The 18424-nt window shown below is 67.6% G+C and carries 19 protein-coding genes; 6 read left to right on the forward strand and 13 right to left on the reverse strand.

Annotated features, from left to right (window positions below):
• Position 1 precedes the first annotated feature (1 nt).
• The 4 genes from AC07XS_RS05600 to AC07XS_RS05615 all read right to left on the reverse strand — a co-directional run bounded on the left by AC07XS_RS05600 (position 2) and on the right by AC07XS_RS05615 (position 5943).
• Positions 2 to 3208 (reverse strand): efflux RND transporter permease subunit, encoded by a 3207-nt coding sequence (locus AC07XS_RS05600; RefSeq protein WP_221233607.1) that lies wholly within the window; start codon positions 3206 to 3208, stop codon positions 2 to 4.
• Positions 3208 to 4308 carry an efflux RND transporter periplasmic adaptor subunit gene (locus AC07XS_RS05605; RefSeq protein WP_054766912.1) on the reverse strand — a complete coding sequence of 367 codons (1101 nt, stop codon included), beginning with the start codon at positions 4306 to 4308 and terminating at the stop codon, positions 3208 to 3210. The genes AC07XS_RS05600 and AC07XS_RS05605 overlap by 1 nt, the downstream gene beginning before the upstream one ends.
• A gap of 109 nt (positions 4309 to 4417) precedes the next feature.
• Positions 4418 to 5140 carry a hypothetical protein gene (locus tag AC07XS_RS05610; protein WP_321207980.1) on the reverse strand — a complete coding sequence of 241 codons (723 nt, stop codon included), beginning with the start codon at positions 5138 to 5140 and terminating at the stop codon, positions 4418 to 4420.
• A 38-nt stretch (positions 5141 to 5178) separates the two neighbouring features.
• On the reverse strand, positions 5179 to 5943 hold the full coding sequence (locus tag AC07XS_RS05615; protein WP_152949974.1) for a class II aldolase/adducin family protein: 765 nt from the start codon (positions 5941 to 5943) through the stop codon (positions 5179 to 5181).
• 187 nt (positions 5944 to 6130) lie between these two features.
• Here AC07XS_RS05615 and AC07XS_RS05620 point away from each other — a divergent pair, with 187 nt between their 5' ends.
• The 3 genes from AC07XS_RS05620 to AC07XS_RS05630 all read left to right on the forward strand — a co-directional run bounded on the left by AC07XS_RS05620 (position 6131) and on the right by AC07XS_RS05630 (position 8612).
• Complete coding sequence (locus AC07XS_RS05620) at positions 6131 to 7255, forward strand: DUF2336 domain-containing protein (protein WP_224764282.1); 1125 nt, start codon at positions 6131 to 6133, stop codon at positions 7253 to 7255.
• Between the two features lie 32 nt (positions 7256 to 7287).
• On the forward strand, positions 7288 to 8067 hold the full coding sequence (locus AC07XS_RS05625) for an NAD kinase (RefSeq protein ID WP_054765486.1): 780 nt from the start codon (positions 7288 to 7290) through the stop codon (positions 8065 to 8067).
• A 68-nt stretch (positions 8068 to 8135) separates the two neighbouring features.
• Positions 8136 to 8612 (forward strand): Hpt domain-containing protein, encoded by a 477-nt coding sequence (locus tag AC07XS_RS05630; protein WP_182713835.1) that lies wholly within the window; start codon positions 8136 to 8138, stop codon positions 8610 to 8612.
• A gap of 31 nt (positions 8613 to 8643) precedes the next feature.
• Here AC07XS_RS05630 and spbR read toward each other — a convergent pair whose 3' ends face one another.
• Together spbR and AC07XS_RS05640 are read right to left on the reverse strand one after the other, a co-directional pair.
• Positions 8644 to 9786, reverse strand: a complete 1143-nt coding sequence (gene spbR / locus AC07XS_RS05635) for a SpbR family protein (RefSeq protein ID WP_152949970.1) — start codon at positions 9784 to 9786, stop codon at positions 8644 to 8646.
• A gap of 110 nt (positions 9787 to 9896) precedes the next feature.
• The gene (locus AC07XS_RS05640) at positions 9897 to 10694 is read right to left on the reverse strand and encodes a transglycosylase SLT domain-containing protein (protein ID WP_054766910.1); all 798 of its coding nucleotides are present in this window, start codon (positions 10692 to 10694) and stop codon (positions 9897 to 9899) included.
• 180 nt (positions 10695 to 10874) lie between these two features.
• Here AC07XS_RS05640 and AC07XS_RS05645 point away from each other — a divergent pair, with 180 nt between their 5' ends.
• The gene (locus tag AC07XS_RS05645) at positions 10875 to 11609 is read left to right on the forward strand and encodes a TonB family protein (protein WP_054765483.1); all 735 of its coding nucleotides are present in this window, start codon (positions 10875 to 10877) and stop codon (positions 11607 to 11609) included.
• On the opposite strand, the gene AC07XS_RS05650 is transcribed toward AC07XS_RS05645, so the two are convergent.
• On the reverse strand, positions 11606 to 12640 hold the full coding sequence (locus tag AC07XS_RS05650) for an FAD-binding oxidoreductase (protein ID WP_321207982.1): 1035 nt from the start codon (positions 12638 to 12640) through the stop codon (positions 11606 to 11608). The genes AC07XS_RS05645 and AC07XS_RS05650 overlap by 4 nt on opposite strands.
• A 162-nt stretch (positions 12641 to 12802) precedes the next feature.
• On the opposite strand from AC07XS_RS05650, the gene AC07XS_RS05655 reads away from it, so the two are divergent.
• Both AC07XS_RS05655 and AC07XS_RS05660 read left to right on the forward strand, forming a co-directional pair.
• On the forward strand, positions 12803 to 13729 hold the full coding sequence (locus AC07XS_RS05655) for an ABC transporter ATP-binding protein (protein ID WP_182713836.1): 927 nt from the start codon (positions 12803 to 12805) through the stop codon (positions 13727 to 13729).
• Positions 13719 to 14576, forward strand: a complete 858-nt coding sequence (locus AC07XS_RS05660) for a DUF2705 family protein (protein ID WP_182713837.1) — start codon at positions 13719 to 13721, stop codon at positions 14574 to 14576. The genes AC07XS_RS05655 and AC07XS_RS05660 overlap by 11 nt, the downstream gene beginning before the upstream one ends.
• A gap of 32 nt (positions 14577 to 14608) precedes the next feature.
• Here the strand turns inward: AC07XS_RS05660 and AC07XS_RS05665 are convergent, their stop codons facing one another.
• From AC07XS_RS05665 to AC07XS_RS05690, 6 genes are all read right to left on the reverse strand, one after another.
• The gene (locus AC07XS_RS05665; RefSeq protein ID WP_182713838.1) at positions 14609 to 15067 is read right to left on the reverse strand and encodes a GNAT family N-acetyltransferase; all 459 of its coding nucleotides are present in this window, start codon (positions 15065 to 15067) and stop codon (positions 14609 to 14611) included.
• Between the two features lie 94 nt (positions 15068 to 15161).
• A complete protein-coding gene (gene rplQ, locus AC07XS_RS05670) occupies positions 15162 to 15581 on the reverse strand; it encodes a 50S ribosomal protein L17 (RefSeq protein ID WP_054765478.1) in 420 nt (139 codons plus the stop codon).
• A gap of 107 nt (positions 15582 to 15688) precedes the next feature.
• Positions 15689 to 16708: a DNA-directed RNA polymerase subunit alpha gene (locus AC07XS_RS05675; RefSeq protein ID WP_054765477.1), complete on the reverse strand. Its 1020-nt coding sequence runs from the start codon at positions 16706 to 16708 to the stop codon at positions 15689 to 15691.
• 91 nt (positions 16709 to 16799) lie between these two features.
• Positions 16800 to 17189 carry a 30S ribosomal protein S11 gene (rpsK, locus tag AC07XS_RS05680; RefSeq protein ID WP_054765476.1) on the reverse strand — a complete coding sequence of 130 codons (390 nt, stop codon included), beginning with the start codon at positions 17187 to 17189 and terminating at the stop codon, positions 16800 to 16802.
• A 14-nt stretch (positions 17190 to 17203) separates the two neighbouring features.
• Entirely contained in the window at positions 17204 to 17572 is a 369-nt protein-coding gene (rpsM, locus tag AC07XS_RS05685) for a 30S ribosomal protein S13 (protein ID WP_054766909.1), read from the reverse strand.
• 275 nt (positions 17573 to 17847) lie between these two features.
• The coding region (locus AC07XS_RS05690) for an energy transducer TonB (protein WP_182713839.1) at positions 17848 to 18424 on the reverse strand (577 nt) is incomplete at its 5' end.

Consider the following 18424-nt stretch of genomic DNA (forward strand, 5'->3'; position numbering starts at 1 on the left):
GTCAGCCTTCGGCGATCGGCTTGGGTCCGCCCTCACGCAGTTCCTGGGCCTCCCACTCCTCGATCTTGCGAGCGGTCCATTCGGGCGATTTGGTGAAGCGAGCCAGTAGGCCGTAGATCACCGGCACGACGAACAGGGTCAGGACGGTGGCGAAGATGGCGCCGGTGAAGATGACGACGCCGATCGTCTGACGGCTGCCGGCTCCCGCCCCCTGCCACAGCACCAAGGGCAGGGCGCCGAAGGCGGTGGCGATGGAGGTCATGATGATGGGGCGCAGGCGCAGGGAGGAGGATTCGATGATCGCCTCCCGGATCGACCGGCCCTGATCGCGCAGCTGATTGGCGAATTCCACGATCAGAATGCCGTTCTTGGCCGCCACCCCGATCAGGATGATCAGGCCGATCTGGCTGTAGATGTTCAGACTGGACCCGGCCATCAACAGGCCGAACAGACCGCCCGCCGCCGCCAGGGGCACGGTCAGCATGATGACCGCCGGGGTGATCCAGCTTTCGAACTGGGCCGCCAGAACCAGGAAGACCAGCAGAAGCGCCAGGCCGAAGGCGGCCAGGACGGCGCCGCCCGCCTCCTGCTGATCGCGCGCGGCCCCGCCCCACTGGACCACCACCCCGCCCTGGGGCTGTTTGGCGGCTTCGGCGCGCAGGAACTGAACCGCATCGTCGATCGTCGTGCCGGGGTTCAGATCGGCCTGGAGGGTGATGGCCCGCTGGCGATCCAGCCGGCGACGATCAGGCGTGTCGCCCGAGGTCTGGGTCGTCACCACCGCCGCCAGCGGCACCAGCTGCCCAGAACCGGTCGGCACATAAAGCGCTTCCAGGTCAGAGACTTCACGCCGGTTCTGACGTTCCGTTTGCAGGATGACGTCATACTCCTGGCCGCCCTTGATATAGGTGGTGGCCCGGCGTGAGCCGAACATGGTCTCCAGGGTGCGGCCGATCGATTGCGAGGATACGCCCAGGGCCGCCGCCTTCTGCGGATCGACGTCCACCAGCAGGCGCGGCGAGTTGGGCTCATAGTTCAGGCGCGGCCGCGAGAAGCCCGGATTGTTCTGGGCCGCGGCCAACAGGGGCTGAAGCCAGTTGTAGATCTGCTGATAGTCGGTGCCGGTGGCGATCAATTCGATGGAGTTGGAATTGCCCCCGCCGCGCTGGAAGGCGCCCGGCGTCGAGGCGTTGACCTGGGCGTCCGTCTGGCCGCGCAGCTTGCGGTTCAGCTCCTGGGCGATCTCGGCCGCCGACCGCTCGCGCTTGGACCAGTCCGACAGGACCAGCACCCCATTGCCGGAGTTGAAACTGCCCCCGCCGAACCCCGGCGCCGAGATCAGATAGGAATCGGCCTCGCCGCTGGCCTTGTAGTCGGCCAGCAGGGGCTCCAGACCCATCATGATCTTTCGCGTGTAGTCGAAGCCCGCGCCTTCCGGCCCGGCGACGCGGACCGAGACGCGGCCCCGGTCTTCATCCGGCACCAGTTCGTTGGGCAGGGCCAGAAAAATGCCGGCCGCCCCGGCCGCGACCAGGGCGATCAGGACGCCGACGCCGATCACCGCCGCGCGCCGCCCCAGCAGCATCTCCAGTGAACGGCCGTAGGAGGTTTTCAGCCGGTCCATGCCCCAGTCGACCCGGCGCGCCAGCCAGCCGCCGCCTTCGGCCGGCTTGAGGATCTTGGAGGCCAGCATCGGCGACAGGCTCAAGGCCAGGAAGGCCGAGAAGGCCACGGCGGCCGCAATCGCCGCCGCCAGTTCGACGAACAGCCGCCCGACATAGCCGGGCAGGAACAGCAGGGGGGCGAAGACGGACAGCAGCACCACCGTCGTCGCCACAACGGCGAAGAAGACTTGGCGCGCGCCGCGTTCGGCCGCGACCAGAGGCGGCTCCCCATGATCCAGCCGCCGCTGGATGTTCTCGACCACCACAATGGCGTCGTCCACGACCAGGCCGATCGCCAGCACCAGGGCCAGCAGGGTCAGAAGGTTCAGCGAGAACCCCAGGGGCGCCAGGACGATGAAGGTCGCCAGCAGACAGATGGGGGCCACGATGGATGGGATCAGGGCGGCCCGCAGACTGCCCAGGAAGATGAAGTTGACCAGGGCCACCAGGGCCATGGAGATGCCGATGGTGATCCAGACCTCGTCGATGGCGTGAGAGGTGAAGACCGAATTGTCCGAACCGATCTCCAGCGTTACGCCGGGCGGCAGGCTGGGCCGGATCTCGTCGATCATCTTGCGCACGCCGTCGGAAATGGCCAGGTCGTTCGACTGGGCCTGACGGGTCACGGCCAGGCCGATCTGATCCATGCTGTTGCCGCGGAAAAGGCGCCGGTCCTCTTCCGGCGCCTCTTCCACACGCGCGACGTCGCCCAGGCGGGTGACATAGGTCGGCTGGCCCTGAATGATGGCCGACGAGCCGCTGCCGGTTCCCGTGGCGACCGAGGCCGAGGTGGAGGCCGAGCCGCGCGTTCCGATCGGCAGCTGGCGGAAGTCTTCCGGCAGAGCGTAGTTGCGGGCCACGCGCACGGTGTAGTTCTTGGCGGTCGACTCCAGCGACCCGGCGGGCAGTTCGACGTTCTGGCTGGTCAGGGCGGTCTCGACGTCGGTGACAGTGAGACCGCGCGCGGCCAGGGCGGCGGGGTCCAGCCATATCCGCATCGAATAGCGCTGCTCGCCATAGATGTTGACCTGGGCCACGCCGGGCACGGTCGCCATCCGATCCACCAGATAGCGATCGGCGTAGTCGGTCAGCTGCAACCGGTTCATCGTGGTCGAGCGCAGGAAGACGATGATGATGGGCTGGCTGTCGGAATCGGCCTTGGCCACCTCCGGCGGATCCGCCTGATCCGGCAGGGCGCCGACCACCCGGCTGACGCGGTCGCGCACGTCATTGGCCGCATCGTCGATATTGCGGTCCAGGGAGAACTCGATGTTGACGTTCGACCGGCCGTCCCGACTGGTCGAGTTGATCCGTTCGACACCCTGGATCCCGGCGATCTGCTGTTCGATCGGCTCGGTGATCCGGCTCTCGATCACCTCGGCCGAAGCCCCGGCGTAGCTGGTGTTGATCGAGACGATCGGGGGATCCACGTCCGGCAGTTCGCGAACCGGCAGGAAGAAGAAGGCCGCAAGGCCGATCACGCACAGGACGATGGCTGCGACGGCCGCGAATACGGGCCGCCGCACCGAGACATCAGAGAGCATCATTTGGCGGCGGCCTGACGACGCGCGCCGGCGACGCTGACGGCGGCGCCCGGCTGAATGCGGTTCAGACCCGAACCGATGATCCGATCGCCGACCTCCAGGCCGGACAGGATTTCAACAAAACCGTTCTCGACGGCCCCAGTCTCGACCTCGACCCTCTGGGCGGTCGAACCTTCGGCGCCGGGGGCGATCCGATAGACGAAGGCGCCCGAGCCCTCATATTGAACGGCGGCCTCGGGAACTGCGGCGGACTGCCGCTGTCCCTGTTGGACCGAGACCCTCAGCAGCATGCCTGGGCGAATGCGGCCGCCGGGATTGGGGAATTCGGCCCGGGCAGTGGCCGCGCGGGTCGTCTCATTGACGCGGGTGTCGATCAGGGCGATCCGGCCCTGGAACGGCGCGTCGCCATAGGCGTCAGCGGTCGCGGTGATCGGCGTCCCCGGCCGCAGCAGGTTCAGGTACCGTTCGGGCAGAGGAAAATCGACGCGAATGGTCGAGACATCGTCCAGGGTCGCAATCACGGCGCCCGGATTGACCAGGGTGCCGGGCGTCACCGTGGTCAGGCCCAGGGTCCCGGCGAAGGGGGCGCGGATCACCCGGTCGCCGCGTCGGGCCTGAGCCGCCTGCAGGGACGCCTGCGCCGTCTCCAGGGCGGTTTCGGCCTGTTCCAGCAAGACCTGAGGGGCGACCCCGCGGTCCGCCAGGGCCTTATAGCGGTCGTATTCGCGTTGCGCCTGGGCGACATTGGCGCGCGCCTCGATGATGGCTGCATCCTCTTCGCGGGCCTGAAGTTCGACCAGGGGCGCCCCGGCCGAGACTCTCTGGCCATCCGTGAACAGGACCCGCGTGATCAGTTCGGTCGTGGAGGAGGTGATGTTCACCGACCTCTGGCCGCGCGCCACGCCCAGGACGCGGATCTGGTCGGAGAAGGGCTTCTGCGCGACGACCGCCTCGGACACCTGCTGGCCGCCGCGACGACCGCCGCCGCCGGGGCCGCCCGCCCCCTCGTCTTCAGCGAAGGCCAGCTTCAGCACGGCGGCGAGAACCATCAGCCCCAGCAGGATCGCTGCGGCGACGAGGAAGAAGTGGCGTTTGATCACGCAACAGACTTTCAATTCAGAGGACGTGCACGCTTAGCGTCTTCTCTCGGGCGCGCAACCTTACCTATCCGTAACGTGACTTACGGCGAATTCCGTCGCGCGGTTTTCGTCAAAACCTGCGCCAGATCGCCACAACCGGTCCATGAACCACGGCCGCCTCGCGCCCCGTGACAGTCTGGCGCCAGCCCGCCTGAAGGCTCCAGTCGCCAATATCCCTGACGAGGGAACCTTCGAGCGACAGCCAGCGCGCGCCGCCGTCCGCCGCGCCTGCGAAGGCTTGCCCCAGGATCAGCCATCGTGCGTCGAACCGCGCCCCGATGGTGGCGTCGATCCGGGTCTCATTGGGCAGATCGTCGCGGAGACGACGCGCGACCTGAAGTTCGACGAAGGACTGGTCCATCCCCCATCGCCCGCCCATTTCGCCCAGGGACCACGCCGCCGACACCCGCGCCTCCCAATCATGTTCGCCGACTCCCGGCGCCGCATAGCCCGCATTGCGCCCCTCCCCCGCCCAGGCGTAGCCGCCGTAGACGGAGACGGCGCCGCCGTCGTCTCGCCAAACCTGCCAAGAAGCGCCGATTTCCACCGGGCCGCGCCCCTGATAATCGACGAAGGCGTCTTCTCCGTCCTGCCAATCCGCCTTCAACCGAATCGCCAGGGCGTCGCCTACTCCATATTCGGCGAACAGGCCCAGGGCCGCATCACGGCGCTGGGCCGGCAGGGGAACCTCCTCACCTGAAGGATCGAAGCCCGTATCGCCCCGCTGGTTTTCATACTTGATGATCGCCTGCCCCTGGCCCTTCGGCGGGTTCCAGGCTCCCGCCTGCGCCAAGGCAGGCCAGGCGAGCGCCAGACCCGCCGCCGCTGCGGTCAGGCGTCGTAGCCGGGCGACTTGCGATCCAGCTGCCGCAGCGCCCCGGGCCAGGCCAGGGCGGCGACGAAGCCGATCCCCCGGCCCTGCGCCTTGGTCTCCGCCTGGGCCTGATCGGGCGCGATCAAGACCTGATCCGGCCCCGCTGACAGGGCGGCGACCTGCTGGGCGCAGGCTCTTTCCAGGAAGAAGATGCCGATCCATGCCTGAGCCGCCGTTTCCCCGACCGCAAGCGTGCCGTGATTTCTCAACAGCATCAGCGGCTTGTCCCCCAGATCGGCGACCAGACGTTCGCGCTCGTCATGGTTCAGGGCCAACCCCTCGTATCCATGATACGCAACCTGATGCTGTAGTAAACAGGCGTTTTGGCTGATCGGCAACAAACCGCCTTGCTGGGCCGCCACCCCGACCCCGTTCACCGTATGGAGATGGATCACGAACTTTGCGTCTTCCCGCGCCGCATGGACTGCGGAATGGATGGTGAAGCCCGCCGGATTGATGAAGTCGGCGGTCTCCTGAACGATGTTGCCGTCCAGATCGACCTTCACCAGGGATGAGGCGGTGATCTCGTCGAAATAGTAGCCGTAGGGATTGATCAGGAAATGATGCTCCGCCCCCGGAACGCGCGCCGAAATGTGGGTGAAGATCATGTCGTCCCAACCGTGGAGGGCGACCAGCCGATAGAGGGCGGCCAACTCCACCCGGGTGCGCCATTCCGCCTCGGAGACGCGAGATTTCAGACTGAGGACGGCGTCGTCGGCCATTGGGGTCTCCTATCCTAGGGCGGGCCTCTGACGGGCCTTGCCCAACCGTCCCTCCGCAGCCTGCGTCCGTCAAGTCGAGCCCGAACGACACGCGCATTAACCGCCGCACTTCAGATTTCATTAACCGCGTCTTCATGACCAGGCGTCACAGTTGCAAGCGGTACCTTCCCGCGTCGGAGCCGCCGCCTTGTCCGCTGTCGCCCAGCTCAGATCGCCGTCGCCCGCGCGCGAACCCGCTTTGGATTTGATCGACCTGGCGCGCAGCAAGGCGCCGGACGACCGTCGGCGACTGTTGCTGGGCGTGGTCGCCCTGTGCGAAGCCGCGCCGCCGAACACCGCCCTGGCGCCCGCCTTGGCGGAAATCTTCCTGACCCTGGCCGCCCAGGCCGAGCGGGATATTCGCCGCCTGCTGTCCGAACGCCTCGCCGCAGCGGATTGGGCCCCGCCGGCTCTGATCAACATGCTGGCGCTGGACGAGATCGAGATCGCGGCGCCGGTCATCGCCGCCAGCCCCCTGTTGCAGGACGCGGACCTGATCCGGATCCTGCTGGAGACCACGCTGGAGCATCAGATCGCCGTGGCGCGGCGGCCGCACCTGTCTCATGGGGTCGTAGAGGCGATCGTGGATCAGGCCGATCCCGTGACCATGACGGCCCTGGCGTCGAACCGGACCGCCGACATCAGCGATGCGGCCATGCGTCGTCTGATCGAACATTCCCGCCGTATCGCCGGTCTTCGCGCGCCCCTGACCCGTCACCCCCGCCTGAACGCAGATCTCGCCCATGATCTGTACCAATGGGTCGGACAGGCCCTGCGGCAGTCCATCGGCGAGCGGTTCAAGATCGACGACGCCCGCCTGAACGCGGCGGTGCGGGAGGCGGCGGCCAAGGCGGTGCATTCCCCCACTTGGCGGCCGTTGCAACCCGCCGGCCGCAACGCCGATCGCGAGCGGCAAGAGATGGAAAAACGTCTGGTCGACAAGCTTCAGGCGGCCGGGCAACTTCGGCCCGGCATATTGATCCGAGCCTTGCGCGAACAGCGTCTGAGCCTGTTCGAACAGGCCCTGGTGCAACTGGGAGGATTCACGCCGGCTCAGGTGCGCTCCGCCATCCACTCGTCTACTGCGGAGCCGCTTTATCTGGCCTGCACCGCAGTCGGACTGGATCGAGCGGTCTTCGCCAATGTGCTGTCGGAAGTCCGCAAACTGACCGACGGACGGCCCGGCGGGGGCGCATGGAGCGCGACGCCGATGAACAGCCGTTCGGCCGCCCGCGCCTTTCGCCAGATCATGGAGCGCACCGCGATCGTTTGACTTCGCGGTCAAGCTGGGGCTCTCGTTCGGCCGTGACCCAGATCCCGCCCGCTCCCGCCCTGGCCTTCGCCGCCAGCGACCGTCCAGAGGCCCAGGCCGCGCGTCAGGCTCTGATCGCCCGCTACGGCGCCGTGCCGCAAGAACAGGCGGACGTCATCGTCGCCCTGGGCGGCGACGGCCAGATGCTGGAGACCCTGCACGGCAATCTGCGCCGCCGGACGCCCGTCTACGGCATGAACCGGGGCTCGGTCGGCTTTCTGATGAACGACTATGACGAGGACGATCTGATCGCCCGAATCGTCGCCGCCGAACGCACGGTCATCCATCCGTTGCAGATGGACGCCTGGACCGAAGCGGGCGAGGTGCATACGGGCCTGGCCATCAATGAGGTGTCCCTGCTGCGTCAGACGCGACAGAGCGCCAAGCTGAAAATCACGGTGGACGGCAAGGTTCGGTTGGAGGAGCTGTCCTGCGACGGCTGTCTGGTGGCGACGCCGGCCGGATCGACCGCCTACAATCTATCCGCCCACGGGCCGATCATTCCGCTGGACGCGCGCATCCTGGCGCTGACGCCGATCAGCGCCTTCCGGCCCCGGCGCTGGCGCGGCGCTCTTTTGTCCCACGAGGCTCGGGTGCGCTTCGACGTGCTGGAACCGGACAAGAGGCCCGTTTCGGCCACGGCCGACAATTTCGAGGTTCGGCGCGTCGCCAGCGTCGAGGTGCGCGAGCGGCGCGACGTCGCCCTGACCATGCTGTTCGACGCCGGTCGATCCTTCGACGAACGGGTGATGACGGAACAGTTCACCAACTGACGGGCGCCCCCTACACGGCTTCTTAAGAGCGGCCGCTTAGGGTGCGCGCAAACTTCCGGGAGCCCGTCATGAGCGATCCTTCGCACGTCATTCGTCCGCCCAACGCCCTTCGCATGAAGGTCGGCGGCGGTTTCGGCATCAACGCCGACGCCGTTGCGCGGGCCGAAGAAGCCCTGAAGGCCATGGCGGCTCAGTTCGATCAGTGGCTGAAGGACGAGATCGTCAAGCTGGACGCCGCCCAGGCCCGGATTCGCGAAGAGGGCTATACGCCCGAGACGGCCGAAAACCTCTATTTCCGCGCCCACGACCTGAAGGGTTTGGGCACGACCTATGAATATCCGCTGGTCACGCGCATCGCCGGATCGTTGTGCAAGCTGCTGGACGACGCCGGCAAGCGGATGCAGGCGCCGATGACGCTTCTGGACGCCCATATCGACGCCATCCGCGCCGTGGTGCGCGACCAGATCAAGACAGACGAACATCCTGTCGGCCGCACCCTGGCCGAGACCCTGGAAGCCAAGGTCGCCGAATACCGCGCGGCCTGAACCGAGTGGGGCCTGAGCCGGGCGCCGTCGGTCAGGCGGCGCTGGCGGCCGCCGCCGACCCGCGGCTCTGGGGCTGGTCCAACCTTTCCATGAGATAGGCCAGATCCTCACGCAGCACGTTCGGTCGCTGCGTCAGGAAACGCTCCAGCATGCGCTGGCGGAACAGGTCGCTGGAGGTGTCCGCCCCCTCGGAGGACAGGGCCCGCCAGGTGTCCACCCCGGCGCGGAACGCCTGAAACAGGCGCGGCGGCAGACCGGCCCGGTCATAGATCGCCTTCAAGCCCAGGGGACCTGCGTCATGGATCATCAGCCAGGCGCGCTGATGCGGCGTGTTGGCCAGTTCCGCCAGACCATGTTCGAACATCGTCATCTGGCCGCGCGCCAGGGCGCGCAGCAGAAGGGAGGCGTTGAGCGACTTGCGAAGGTTCAACTGGGCCATGAAGGCGCCGATGTCCGCACTGGAAGCCGCCTGATCGACCAGATCGACGGTCGCCCGTTCGCGCGCATACTGGGCCAGACGGATCGCCGTCTCGGGCGCCACCGCATGCCGGGCGACCAGATGCTCTCGCACCGTCTCGCTGGCCAGGGCGATCAGCCGCTCGGTCACATGCAGCGGCAGAACCTGGCGATAGGCGACAGCGGTAACCACCTCGGGCGAGGCGGCGAACCGGTCCACGATCACGCCCAAGGCCTGTTCCGACAGATCGGCGTTGTCATTGGCCGCCAGCATTCTCACGGCCTGTTCGCAACCGACATCCGCCAGCACGCCCGCGACGTCGCGCGACACGCGCGGCCGGCCGGCGACCGCGACCTGGCGCACAGGCGAACCGGCGCGGACGATTTCAATAAGATCCTCGTCGCTGAAGACCGGAGAAGCGCTGATCACCGGCAGGGCGATGCTGTCGATATCGGCCGCGAGCCGACGCGCCACGTCGATCGGAAGCAGATCCGACGCCTTCAAGGTCACAGCCATGGCCCGCCGGACCAGTTCGGCTGCATCGTTGGCCAGGAGGCGCAGAATCTTCTGGGCGGCTTCGCGGTCCCGTTCGTCCAGATCGGCGCGATCCATGCTGCGGCACAGCTTATAGGCCGCCTCCGCCCGGTCGTCGTCCTCCGTCGCCTTGATCAGGCGCTGGATATCCGTCTCGGTCAGTCGGGCGCGATAGGCGGTCATGGATGGCTCGTTCGGGAATCGGGCGTCCCCGATACGATCATCCTGCCATGCTTAACGCCCAGTTTACCATCGGGGCGTTTCGGCAGAATTTCCGCCCGCGCAAAACCTGTTTAGGCGCCCTGGGCGTCGTCCGGCGAGAAGGCGCCGCCGAAGCCGCCGCCGGCCGATCCGTCCTGCCCCAGCAACAGGGCCAAGAGCCCCTGATCCTGCTTCAAGCGATCCAGGCGGGCCGCCAGCATCTGGTCCCGGTCGCTGAGTTCCGGCGCCACGGGCCGCTCATCGCCGACGCCCGCCGCCGGCGCCCCGGTCCCGGCCGTGCGTTGCAGATTGGCGTAGACTTCGGCCACGGTGGCCGGCCGCCCATCCTTGTAGAAGATGCTGCGGTTGGCGCGGGCCGCTTCGGGAAACAGGGCCGCCGCGCTGCCGCCCGGGTTGCGGTCCATGGCCGTCATCAGACTGGCCGCACCCGCCGGTCCCAGAAAATGGGCCGCATAGAGGTCGCCCGCGCCCGGCTCCTTGCCGGTGCGGCCCCGCAGATAGGCGGCGTTCGACGCCGTCAGCTCCGCCGCCATGGTCGAGGCCGCATGCGGATCGAACCGCAGGTCCAGAACCACATTGCGGGCCGAACCCTCGACCCGCCAGCGCCCGTCGGCGCCGCGGTGGATCAGATCCGCGTACTGGCCGTACCCATGCTGGGCGCCGTGCTGTTTGACGGTGGCCAACCAGGTCTGTTCGATGAATTGGAAGAGACCCGCCGCCGATGAGGTCGGCGCCTTGGCCGAAGGATTGAGCGCGCTCTCGCGTCGGGCGGTCTTGACCAGGAAGTCGTAATCGACGCCCACCGCCTGGGACGCGCGCTGAATCGCCGCCTCAACGCCGCCCGAAGATGGAATCGCTCGGATGCCCATAACAGGCGGAGCCTCGTCGAACATGGTTAACCAACCCTTAATCGTTAAGACCGGCTTTAACCGTAAGGTCAAGCTTTCGACCTTCGTCGACCGCTGAAACACCGCCGCAATCCCGCCACAACCTGGGCGCTCACTTTCGGTTACGGGCGCTGCGGGGGCGGTGAACGAGGGAGTGTCGATATGATGATCCGCGCCGCCGGAGGCCCCGGCGCCGTCAACCCCATCGACTATGGGGAACGCAAGAAACCGATGCCGCGCTGGATGCCGGCCGCCATCGGGGTTTCGATCCTGGTCCATGTCGGAATAGGCGTGGCGCTCTACACCCAGCGGTTCGAATTGAAGCCGGAGCCGGTGATCGACGAACTGCCGCATGTGACCGTCAGCCTGGCGCCGCCGGAGCGCAAGCCTGAGCCAGAACCGGTCCAGAAGGTCGCAGCGCCGCCGACGCCCCTCCACCCGCCCCGCAACCCTGCGCCGGCCGATGTCGAGACTGTGGCCTTGACTCCGCCCGAGCCGTCGGCGGTCACGGCTTCACCGGGCCTGCCTGTCATCAGCACGGCGCCCAGCGGGGTCGAGGGCGGAACCGCGACGGTCGAAACCCCCGTCCGCGCCGTCTCCGTCATCAACAACCCCAGCTGGGCCAGCCGCCCCTCGTCCGCCCAGATGGCGCGGGCCTATCCCAGCCGGGCCGCCGAAGACGGCGTTTCGGGCGCGGCCACCCTGTCCTGCCTGGTTCGCATCGACGGCGGCCTGACCGCCTGCCGCGTCGCCGGCGAGACTCCGAACGGCCAAGGCTTCGGTCGGGCGGCTCTCAGCCTGACGCGCGCCTTCCGGATGAACCCTCGCACGGTCGACGGCCGTCCGGTGGATGGGGCGACGGTGAACTTCACCGTCCGCTTCGCAATGGAGGACTAGGTTTCGGCCTGAAATCGCCGAGGATCGAGGGCGTGGGCGTAGGCTTGCGGCGTTCGCCCCTTGATCGCATCGGCGACCACGGTCCCGACCATCGGCCCCAGCAGCCATCCGTTGCGGCGGGGGGCCAGGGCCAGGAACAGGGCCCTGCCGTCCGGCGCGGGCCCCGCCATGGGCAGGCCGTCTGCCGACGCGCCTCGCACCCCGACACGCCAGTCGATGTGCAGCGGCGCAGGCGTCCGACCCAGAACGCGCCAGGCGGCCTGGCTCAGCCTTTCGCCCACGGTCCAGTCCGGCGCGGCGTCGCGACGCCCCGGCTCCATCGTCGCGCCGATCACCGTTCCGCCGGCCATCGGCGCCACATAGGCGCCGGGACCGCGCACCACATGATCCGCCAGAGTCTCGCCGGTCACGCCGATCTGGCCGCGAATGGGCTGAACGCCGTCGACCAGCCGCCGCGTCGCCTCCGGGGCCCCCTCTATCGCCGCCTCGACCCCCGTCGCCAGCACGACCGCGGCGGCGGACAGGCTGCGTCGGCCCAGTTCGATCGACCAGCCGTCGGCCGTCTGAACCAGGGCCGAGACGCGGTCCTGCACCACAGCGCCGCCTTCAGCCTGCGCCACCGCCTGGGCCAGGGCGCCCAAGGCCTGGCCGGGGTCGATCTGATAATCCTCCTCCGTGATCAGCCGGTCGCCGGTCCGACGCGCCTCAAAACCCAGGGCTTCGAATCGCGCCGCCAGGCCGGCGACGTCCCCGCCGCGCCATTCAGCCGGTCGGCGCGCCAAGGCGACGCCAGCCGCCTTGGCGAAGTCGGGCCACAGGTCGCGTCCGGCGCGGAACAGGGCCGCCGTCTCGGGCGTAACGTCGTCCAGGACAGATTCCATCGCCGGCGCCACCATGCCGGCCGCCACGCTCGACGCATTCGCACCACCCGGGTCGATAACCGTCACCGCATGCCCCCGCCGGGTCAGGCTGAAGGCGGTGCTCAGGCCCAGCACGCCGGCGCCCACGATCACTATGGCAGGGGATGACATCACGCGCCCCAGATCGGCCCAGGCCGCTCAGAATGCAAGCCGCCGCCCTTGGACCTTTGGTCCTAGCCGTGCGCCGGCGCCCGCCGAACCATTGCCTAATCTTAATGGACGACAGCCGCACGACGCCTTGTGGGAACGCCGTTCTCGCGCCAAGCTCATCCTATGCAAACCGTCATCGAGATCCGCGGCCTGACCAAGACCTATGGGACGGTGAAGGCCTTGGACGGCCTGACCCTGTCGATCCCGCGGGGCGGCGTCTACGGCATCCTCGGCCCCAACGGCGCCGGCAAGTCGACGCTGTTTCGCACCCTGCTCGGCCTGATCCGCCCGACTGCGGGCGAGGCGACGGTCATGGGCGGCCGGATCGGCGATCCGGCGGCGACGCGGCGGATGGGCTCGATGATCGAGACGCCGCGCTTCCCTCCCTTCATGACCGCGCGTCAGGTCCTGGTCTGGCTGGGCTACGCCCACGGCGGCGTCGCGTCTTCGGATATCGAGGCCTGGCTGAAGCGAGTGGACTTGGCCGAGGCGGCGGACCGGCGGGTGCGCGGCTTCTCGGTCGGCATGCTGCAACGCCTGGGCGTCGCCGCCGCCCTGATGACCAAGCCGGACCTCGTCATTCTGGACGAACCGACCAGCGGCATGGACCCGCCCGGCATCCAGGAGATGCGCGCCCTGATCCGCAGCCTGGCCGACGACGACGGCGTCACCGTCATCCTGGCCAGCCACCAGCTTCAGGAGGTCCAGCGCGTCTGCGATCGCGTCGCCATCTTCAACAAGGGCAAGGTGATCACCGAAGGCCGGGTTTCGGACCTGACGGCCTCAGGCGAACGTCTGCGCCTTTCGGCCACCCCGCTCGCCAAGGCCATGGGGGTGCTGGGCGACAAGGCGACGCTGGACGGCGACGCCCTGATCGCCGCTCTAACCCGCGCCGAGACGCCGGCGGCCATCCGCGCCTTGGTCGAGGCCGGGGTCGATATCGAAGAGGCCCGCTGGATCGGCGCCGACCTGGAAGACGTCTTCATGAGCGAAACCGGCTGGACCGGCGTACAGGGCGCGCCCGACAAGGGGACCGATCATGCTGGTTGATGCGCTGAAATCCGAGGCCTATCGCGTCTCGCGGAACCGGACGACGCTCTTCTTCAGCATCCTGCTGACGCCGCTGCTGTTCGTCTTCGGCGGGCTGGCCTACCAGATCATGACCAAGGCCAAGGGCGACGCACTGGCTGCCAAGGCCAATCTGCCCGCGACCTTGGGCAATCAGCCCGTCAATCTGGCCGAGGCCTTCGGCTTTGCGGCCGGCAACGGCGCCAACGGCGTGTTGCTGGTCTTCATGTTGCTGGCGGCGGCGGCGGTCTACGCCGGCGACTACCGCTGGGAGACCTGGCGACTGATCAGCGCTCGCAACGGCCGACCCTGGCTGATCCTGGGCAAGATCGGGGTGATGAAAGTCTTGGCCATGATCGCCATGCTGGCCATGCTGATCGCCGCCTTCATCTTCTTCGTCACACAGGCCCTGGTGGCCGGACGGCCGATGAGCTTCGACCTGTCCGACTTCGACCTGGTTCAGTTCCTTCTGACCTGGCTTCTGTCCTACATCCGGATCGTTCAATACAGCCTCATCGCCCTACTGGCGGCGGTCGTCAGCCGGTCCCTGCTGGCGACCCTGTTCGCCCCCTGGGCCCTGGGTTTCGCCCAGACCATCCTCGGGGGACCGCTGCTGCCCATTCTCGGCTGGGAGCCGAGTGACTGGGCCGCGCAATTGCTGCTGCCCGGCTTGGCCTATGACACTTTGAAAGCCGCCCTCGCTCCCGGCCCCATGCCCTTGCCCGAGGGCGTGGTCATGAAGGCGGTGGTCAGCCTGGTCCTGTGGTGCGTCGCGCCGGTCGCAGCCTCTATCGCCTGGTTCCAGCGTCAGGATCTGTCGAAGGAATAGGCGGAGGCGGGCTGAAGCCCCCCTGACAGCCGTTAGAGCCGCTTCTCCATGAAGACGTCGGCGCGGGCGTAGGGGGTCGGGCGGGGCGGCAGGTGGACGAAGCCGAAGCTCTCGTACAGGGCGATGGCCGGCTCCAGGGCGCTGTTGGTCTCCAGATACAGCAGGGTCGCGCCCGCCGCGCGGGCCGCCGCCTCGCAGGCCTCCAGCAGACGCCGCGCCAAGCCTAAGCCGCGCGCGGCGGGCGTCACCGTCATCTTCGACACCTCGAACCCGTCCGGAATGCGGATCAGGGCGCAGCAGCCGACCGCCTCCCCGTCCCGCTCGACGATGAAGATCCGCCCTCCGCCGGCGATGAAGACCCCATGGGGATCGTCGATGGAGCGCCGGTCCTTGGCCTCGACGGCGAAACCGCCCTCGGCCAGCCAGGCCTCGTTCAGCCGGGCCCAGGCGGCGGCGTGGTCGGGGCGGAAATCGACGATGGCGGCGGACATGGCCGCCTCTTGCCCCATCGCCGCTCAAAGCAAAAGGGCGGCCGGATCGCTCCGGCCCCCCTTTCGGTGTTCAGTCTCGTCAGAGACGAAAGGCTTAAGCCTCGTCGTCGCCTTCGTAGGCCAGGACCGGACCGGAGTCCTTGCCCTTGGCTTCGACGTCGCGATCGACGAACTCGATCACGGCCATCGGGGCGTTGTCGCCGTGGCGGAAGCCAGCCTTCATGATCCGAATATAGCCGCCGTTGCGTTCGGCGTAGCGCGGGCCGATCGTCTCGAACAGCTTGCCGACCTGCGGCACGTCGCGGACCTGGCTGATGGCCTGACGACGCGCGTGCAGGTCGCCCTTCTTGGCCAGGGTGACCAGCTTCTCGACGAAGGGACGCAGTTCCTTCGCCTTGGGCAGGGTCGTGGTGATTTGCTCGTGCTTGATCAGCGAGGCGGCCATGTTGGCGAACATGGCTGTGCGGTGGCTGGTCGTGCGACCGAGTTTACGATGGGCGGCGCCGTGGCGCATCAGGGTCTCTCCTACTCCGAACCCGGTATCTCCTGGGGAGACCTAGGTCCGTAATCTTCTAACCGCCCCGACATTCTCCCCTAGAGGAGACGGGCGGAGGGTTGAACTTAGATCTGGTCGTCGAACTTCTTGGCCAGATCTTCGATGTTTTCGGGCGGCCAGTTCGGCACGTCCATGCCGAGGCTGAGCCCCATGGTCGCGAGAACTTCCTTGATCTCGTTCAGCGACTTGCGGCCGAAGTTCGGGGTGCGAAGCATTTCGCCCTCGGTCTTCTGGATCAGGTCGCCGATGTAGACGATGTTGTCGTTCTTCAGGCAGTTGGCCGAACGGACCGACAGCTCCAGCTCGTCCACCTTCTTCAGCAGGGCCGGGTTGAAGGGCAGGTCGGGCTTGCCGTCCGACTGCTCGACAGCCTTCTTGGGCTCTTCGAAGGTGATGAAGATCTGCAGCTGGTCTTGCAGGATGCGCGCGGCGTAGGCAACAGCGTCAACCGGCGTGACCGCGCCGTTGGTTTCGACTTCCAGCAGCAGCTTGTCGTAGTCCAGCGACTGACCCTGACGGGTCGGCTCGACGCGATAGGCCACCTTCTTGACCGGCGAATACAGGGCGTCGACGGCGATCAGGCCGATCGGCGCGTCTTCCGGACGGTTGAACTCGGCCGCCACATAGCCCTTGCCGTTCTGGACGGTCAGCTCCATGCGGATCGAGGCGCCGTCGTCCAGGGTGCAGATGACGTGATCGGGGTTCAGAACCTCGATGTCCGCCGGCACGTCGATCTGGCCGGCCGTCACCACGCCGGGGCCCGTGGCGCGCAGGGTCATGCGCTTGGGGCCTTCGGCGTGCATGCGCAGCGCCAGTTGCTTGATGTTCAGAACGATGTCGACCACGTCCTCGCGCACGCCTTCCAGCGACGAGAATTCGTGAACCACGCCGTCGATCTGAATGGCGGTCACCGCCGCGCCTTGCAGCGAGGACAGCAGAACGCGACGAAGGGCGTTGCCGAGCGTCACACCGAAGCCGCGCTCCAGAGGCTCAGCCACCAGACGCGCCTTACGCTGGGCGTCGGAACCGATCTCGATCTGCGGCTTCTCGGGACGGATCAGCTCTTGCCAGTTTCTTTCGATCATTTTGTCCCTCGAACGGGTTTCGTCGGCTCCGGCCTTGTCGACGAGGCCATGGTGGAGCCGACGGAGATGGGGGTGCTTTGGGCGGTGTCGCTTAGACGCGACGACGCTTGGGCGGACGGCAGCCGTTGTGCGGCATCGGGGTGACGTCGCGAATGGTGGTGATCGTCAGACCCACGGCCTGCAGGGCGCGCAGAGCCGACTCACGGCCGGAGCCCGGACCCGAGACGTTGACTTCCAGCGTCTTCAGGCCGTGTTCCTGGGCCTTCTTGCCGGCGTCCTCGGCCGCCATCTGGGCGGCGTACGGGGTGGACTTACGCGAGCCCTTGAAGCCCATGTGGCCGGCCGACGACCAGGAAATCGCATTCCCTTGCGCGTCGGTGATGGTCACCATGGTGTTGTTGAAGCTGGCGTTCACGTGGGCGACGCCCGAGGTGATGTTCTTGCGTTCGCGGCGCTTTACGCGACCCGGTTCCTTGGCCATCGGTCAGCTCTCTCTTACTTCTTCTTGCCGGCGATCGGCTTGGCCGGACCCTTGCGGGTGCGAGCATTGGTGTGGGTGCGCTGACCGCGGACCGGCAGGCCCTTGCGGTGACGCAGGCCGCGGTAGCAGGCCAGGTCCATCAGACGCTTGATGTTCATCGAGGTTTCGCGGCGCAGGTCGCCCTCGACCGTATAGTCGCGGTCGATGGTCTCGCGGATCGACAGGACTTCGGCGTCCGTCAGCTGGTTCACCCGGCGGGCGGCTTCGATGCCGACCTTTTCGGTGATGTCCTTGGCGGCGGCCGGGCCGATGCCGTGGATGTACTGAAGCGCGATTTCAACGCGCTTGTTGGTCGGGATATTGACGCCAGCGATACGGGCCACGAAATTCTCCAGATACGCGTTATTCAGACGCAACAAACGCTCCGGTTAACAAACCAGGAGCGTGGCGCCCTTCGCGGGAAGGCGCCCTTATACAGATGATTCACCGGGCGTCAACGGCTGGGCGCAACCCTGCCGGCCAGACTTTTCGGTCCGCCGCCTAAACCGTCGCTCAGACCCGCCTCGAACGGCGGCGATCAGCCTCTCTGCATCAAGGTTGAACGCCGCAACCGGGTTCCGGTCAAGGGGCTTAGGCCGCCACCCTGCGAAGCGGTGGATCAGCGACGCGGCGGAATGCCGAAGTCGACGCCCACCGTCACCTGCTGCCCCTCGAGGGGACGCCCGTTCTCGGTCGGCGGCTGGAAACGGAAATAGTCGGCCACAGCCAGTCCCGCCGCCCCGAAGCCCAGGCCGACAGGGGTCTCCTCCACCACACGACAGGCTTCCAGCCGGCTGTCTAACCGGATGCGGCAAGACAGTTCGACTCGGCCGTAGCGGCTGCGGGCCTGGCGCGGGTGGTTGGCGCGGACCTGGGCCATGGACGGCCCCGTGATCAGGCGCGGCCCCGTCGAGCCGCTGCCCGGCCCGGACCCCGCGCCGACGCCGGAACCCGCGCCGGTCCCCTGGCCGCCCTGACCCAACCCGGGTTCCGGCGAGGGGGAAGGCGCGACGTCCACGACTGGGGCGGGCTGGGGCGCCGGCTTCGACGGCGACGGCAGTTCGCGCGGGCGATCTGGCTGCGGCTTGGGCGGCGTGTGAATGCGCGAGGGCGCGGCCGGCGCCCCTCCCCCCGCCTTGGGCGCAGAGGGGCGCTCCAGGATCGGCGGCGGCGTATCATAGAGCAGCACCTCGAAC

The sequence above is a fragment of the Brevundimonas sp. GW456-12-10-14-LB3 genome, from assembly GCF_059424365.1.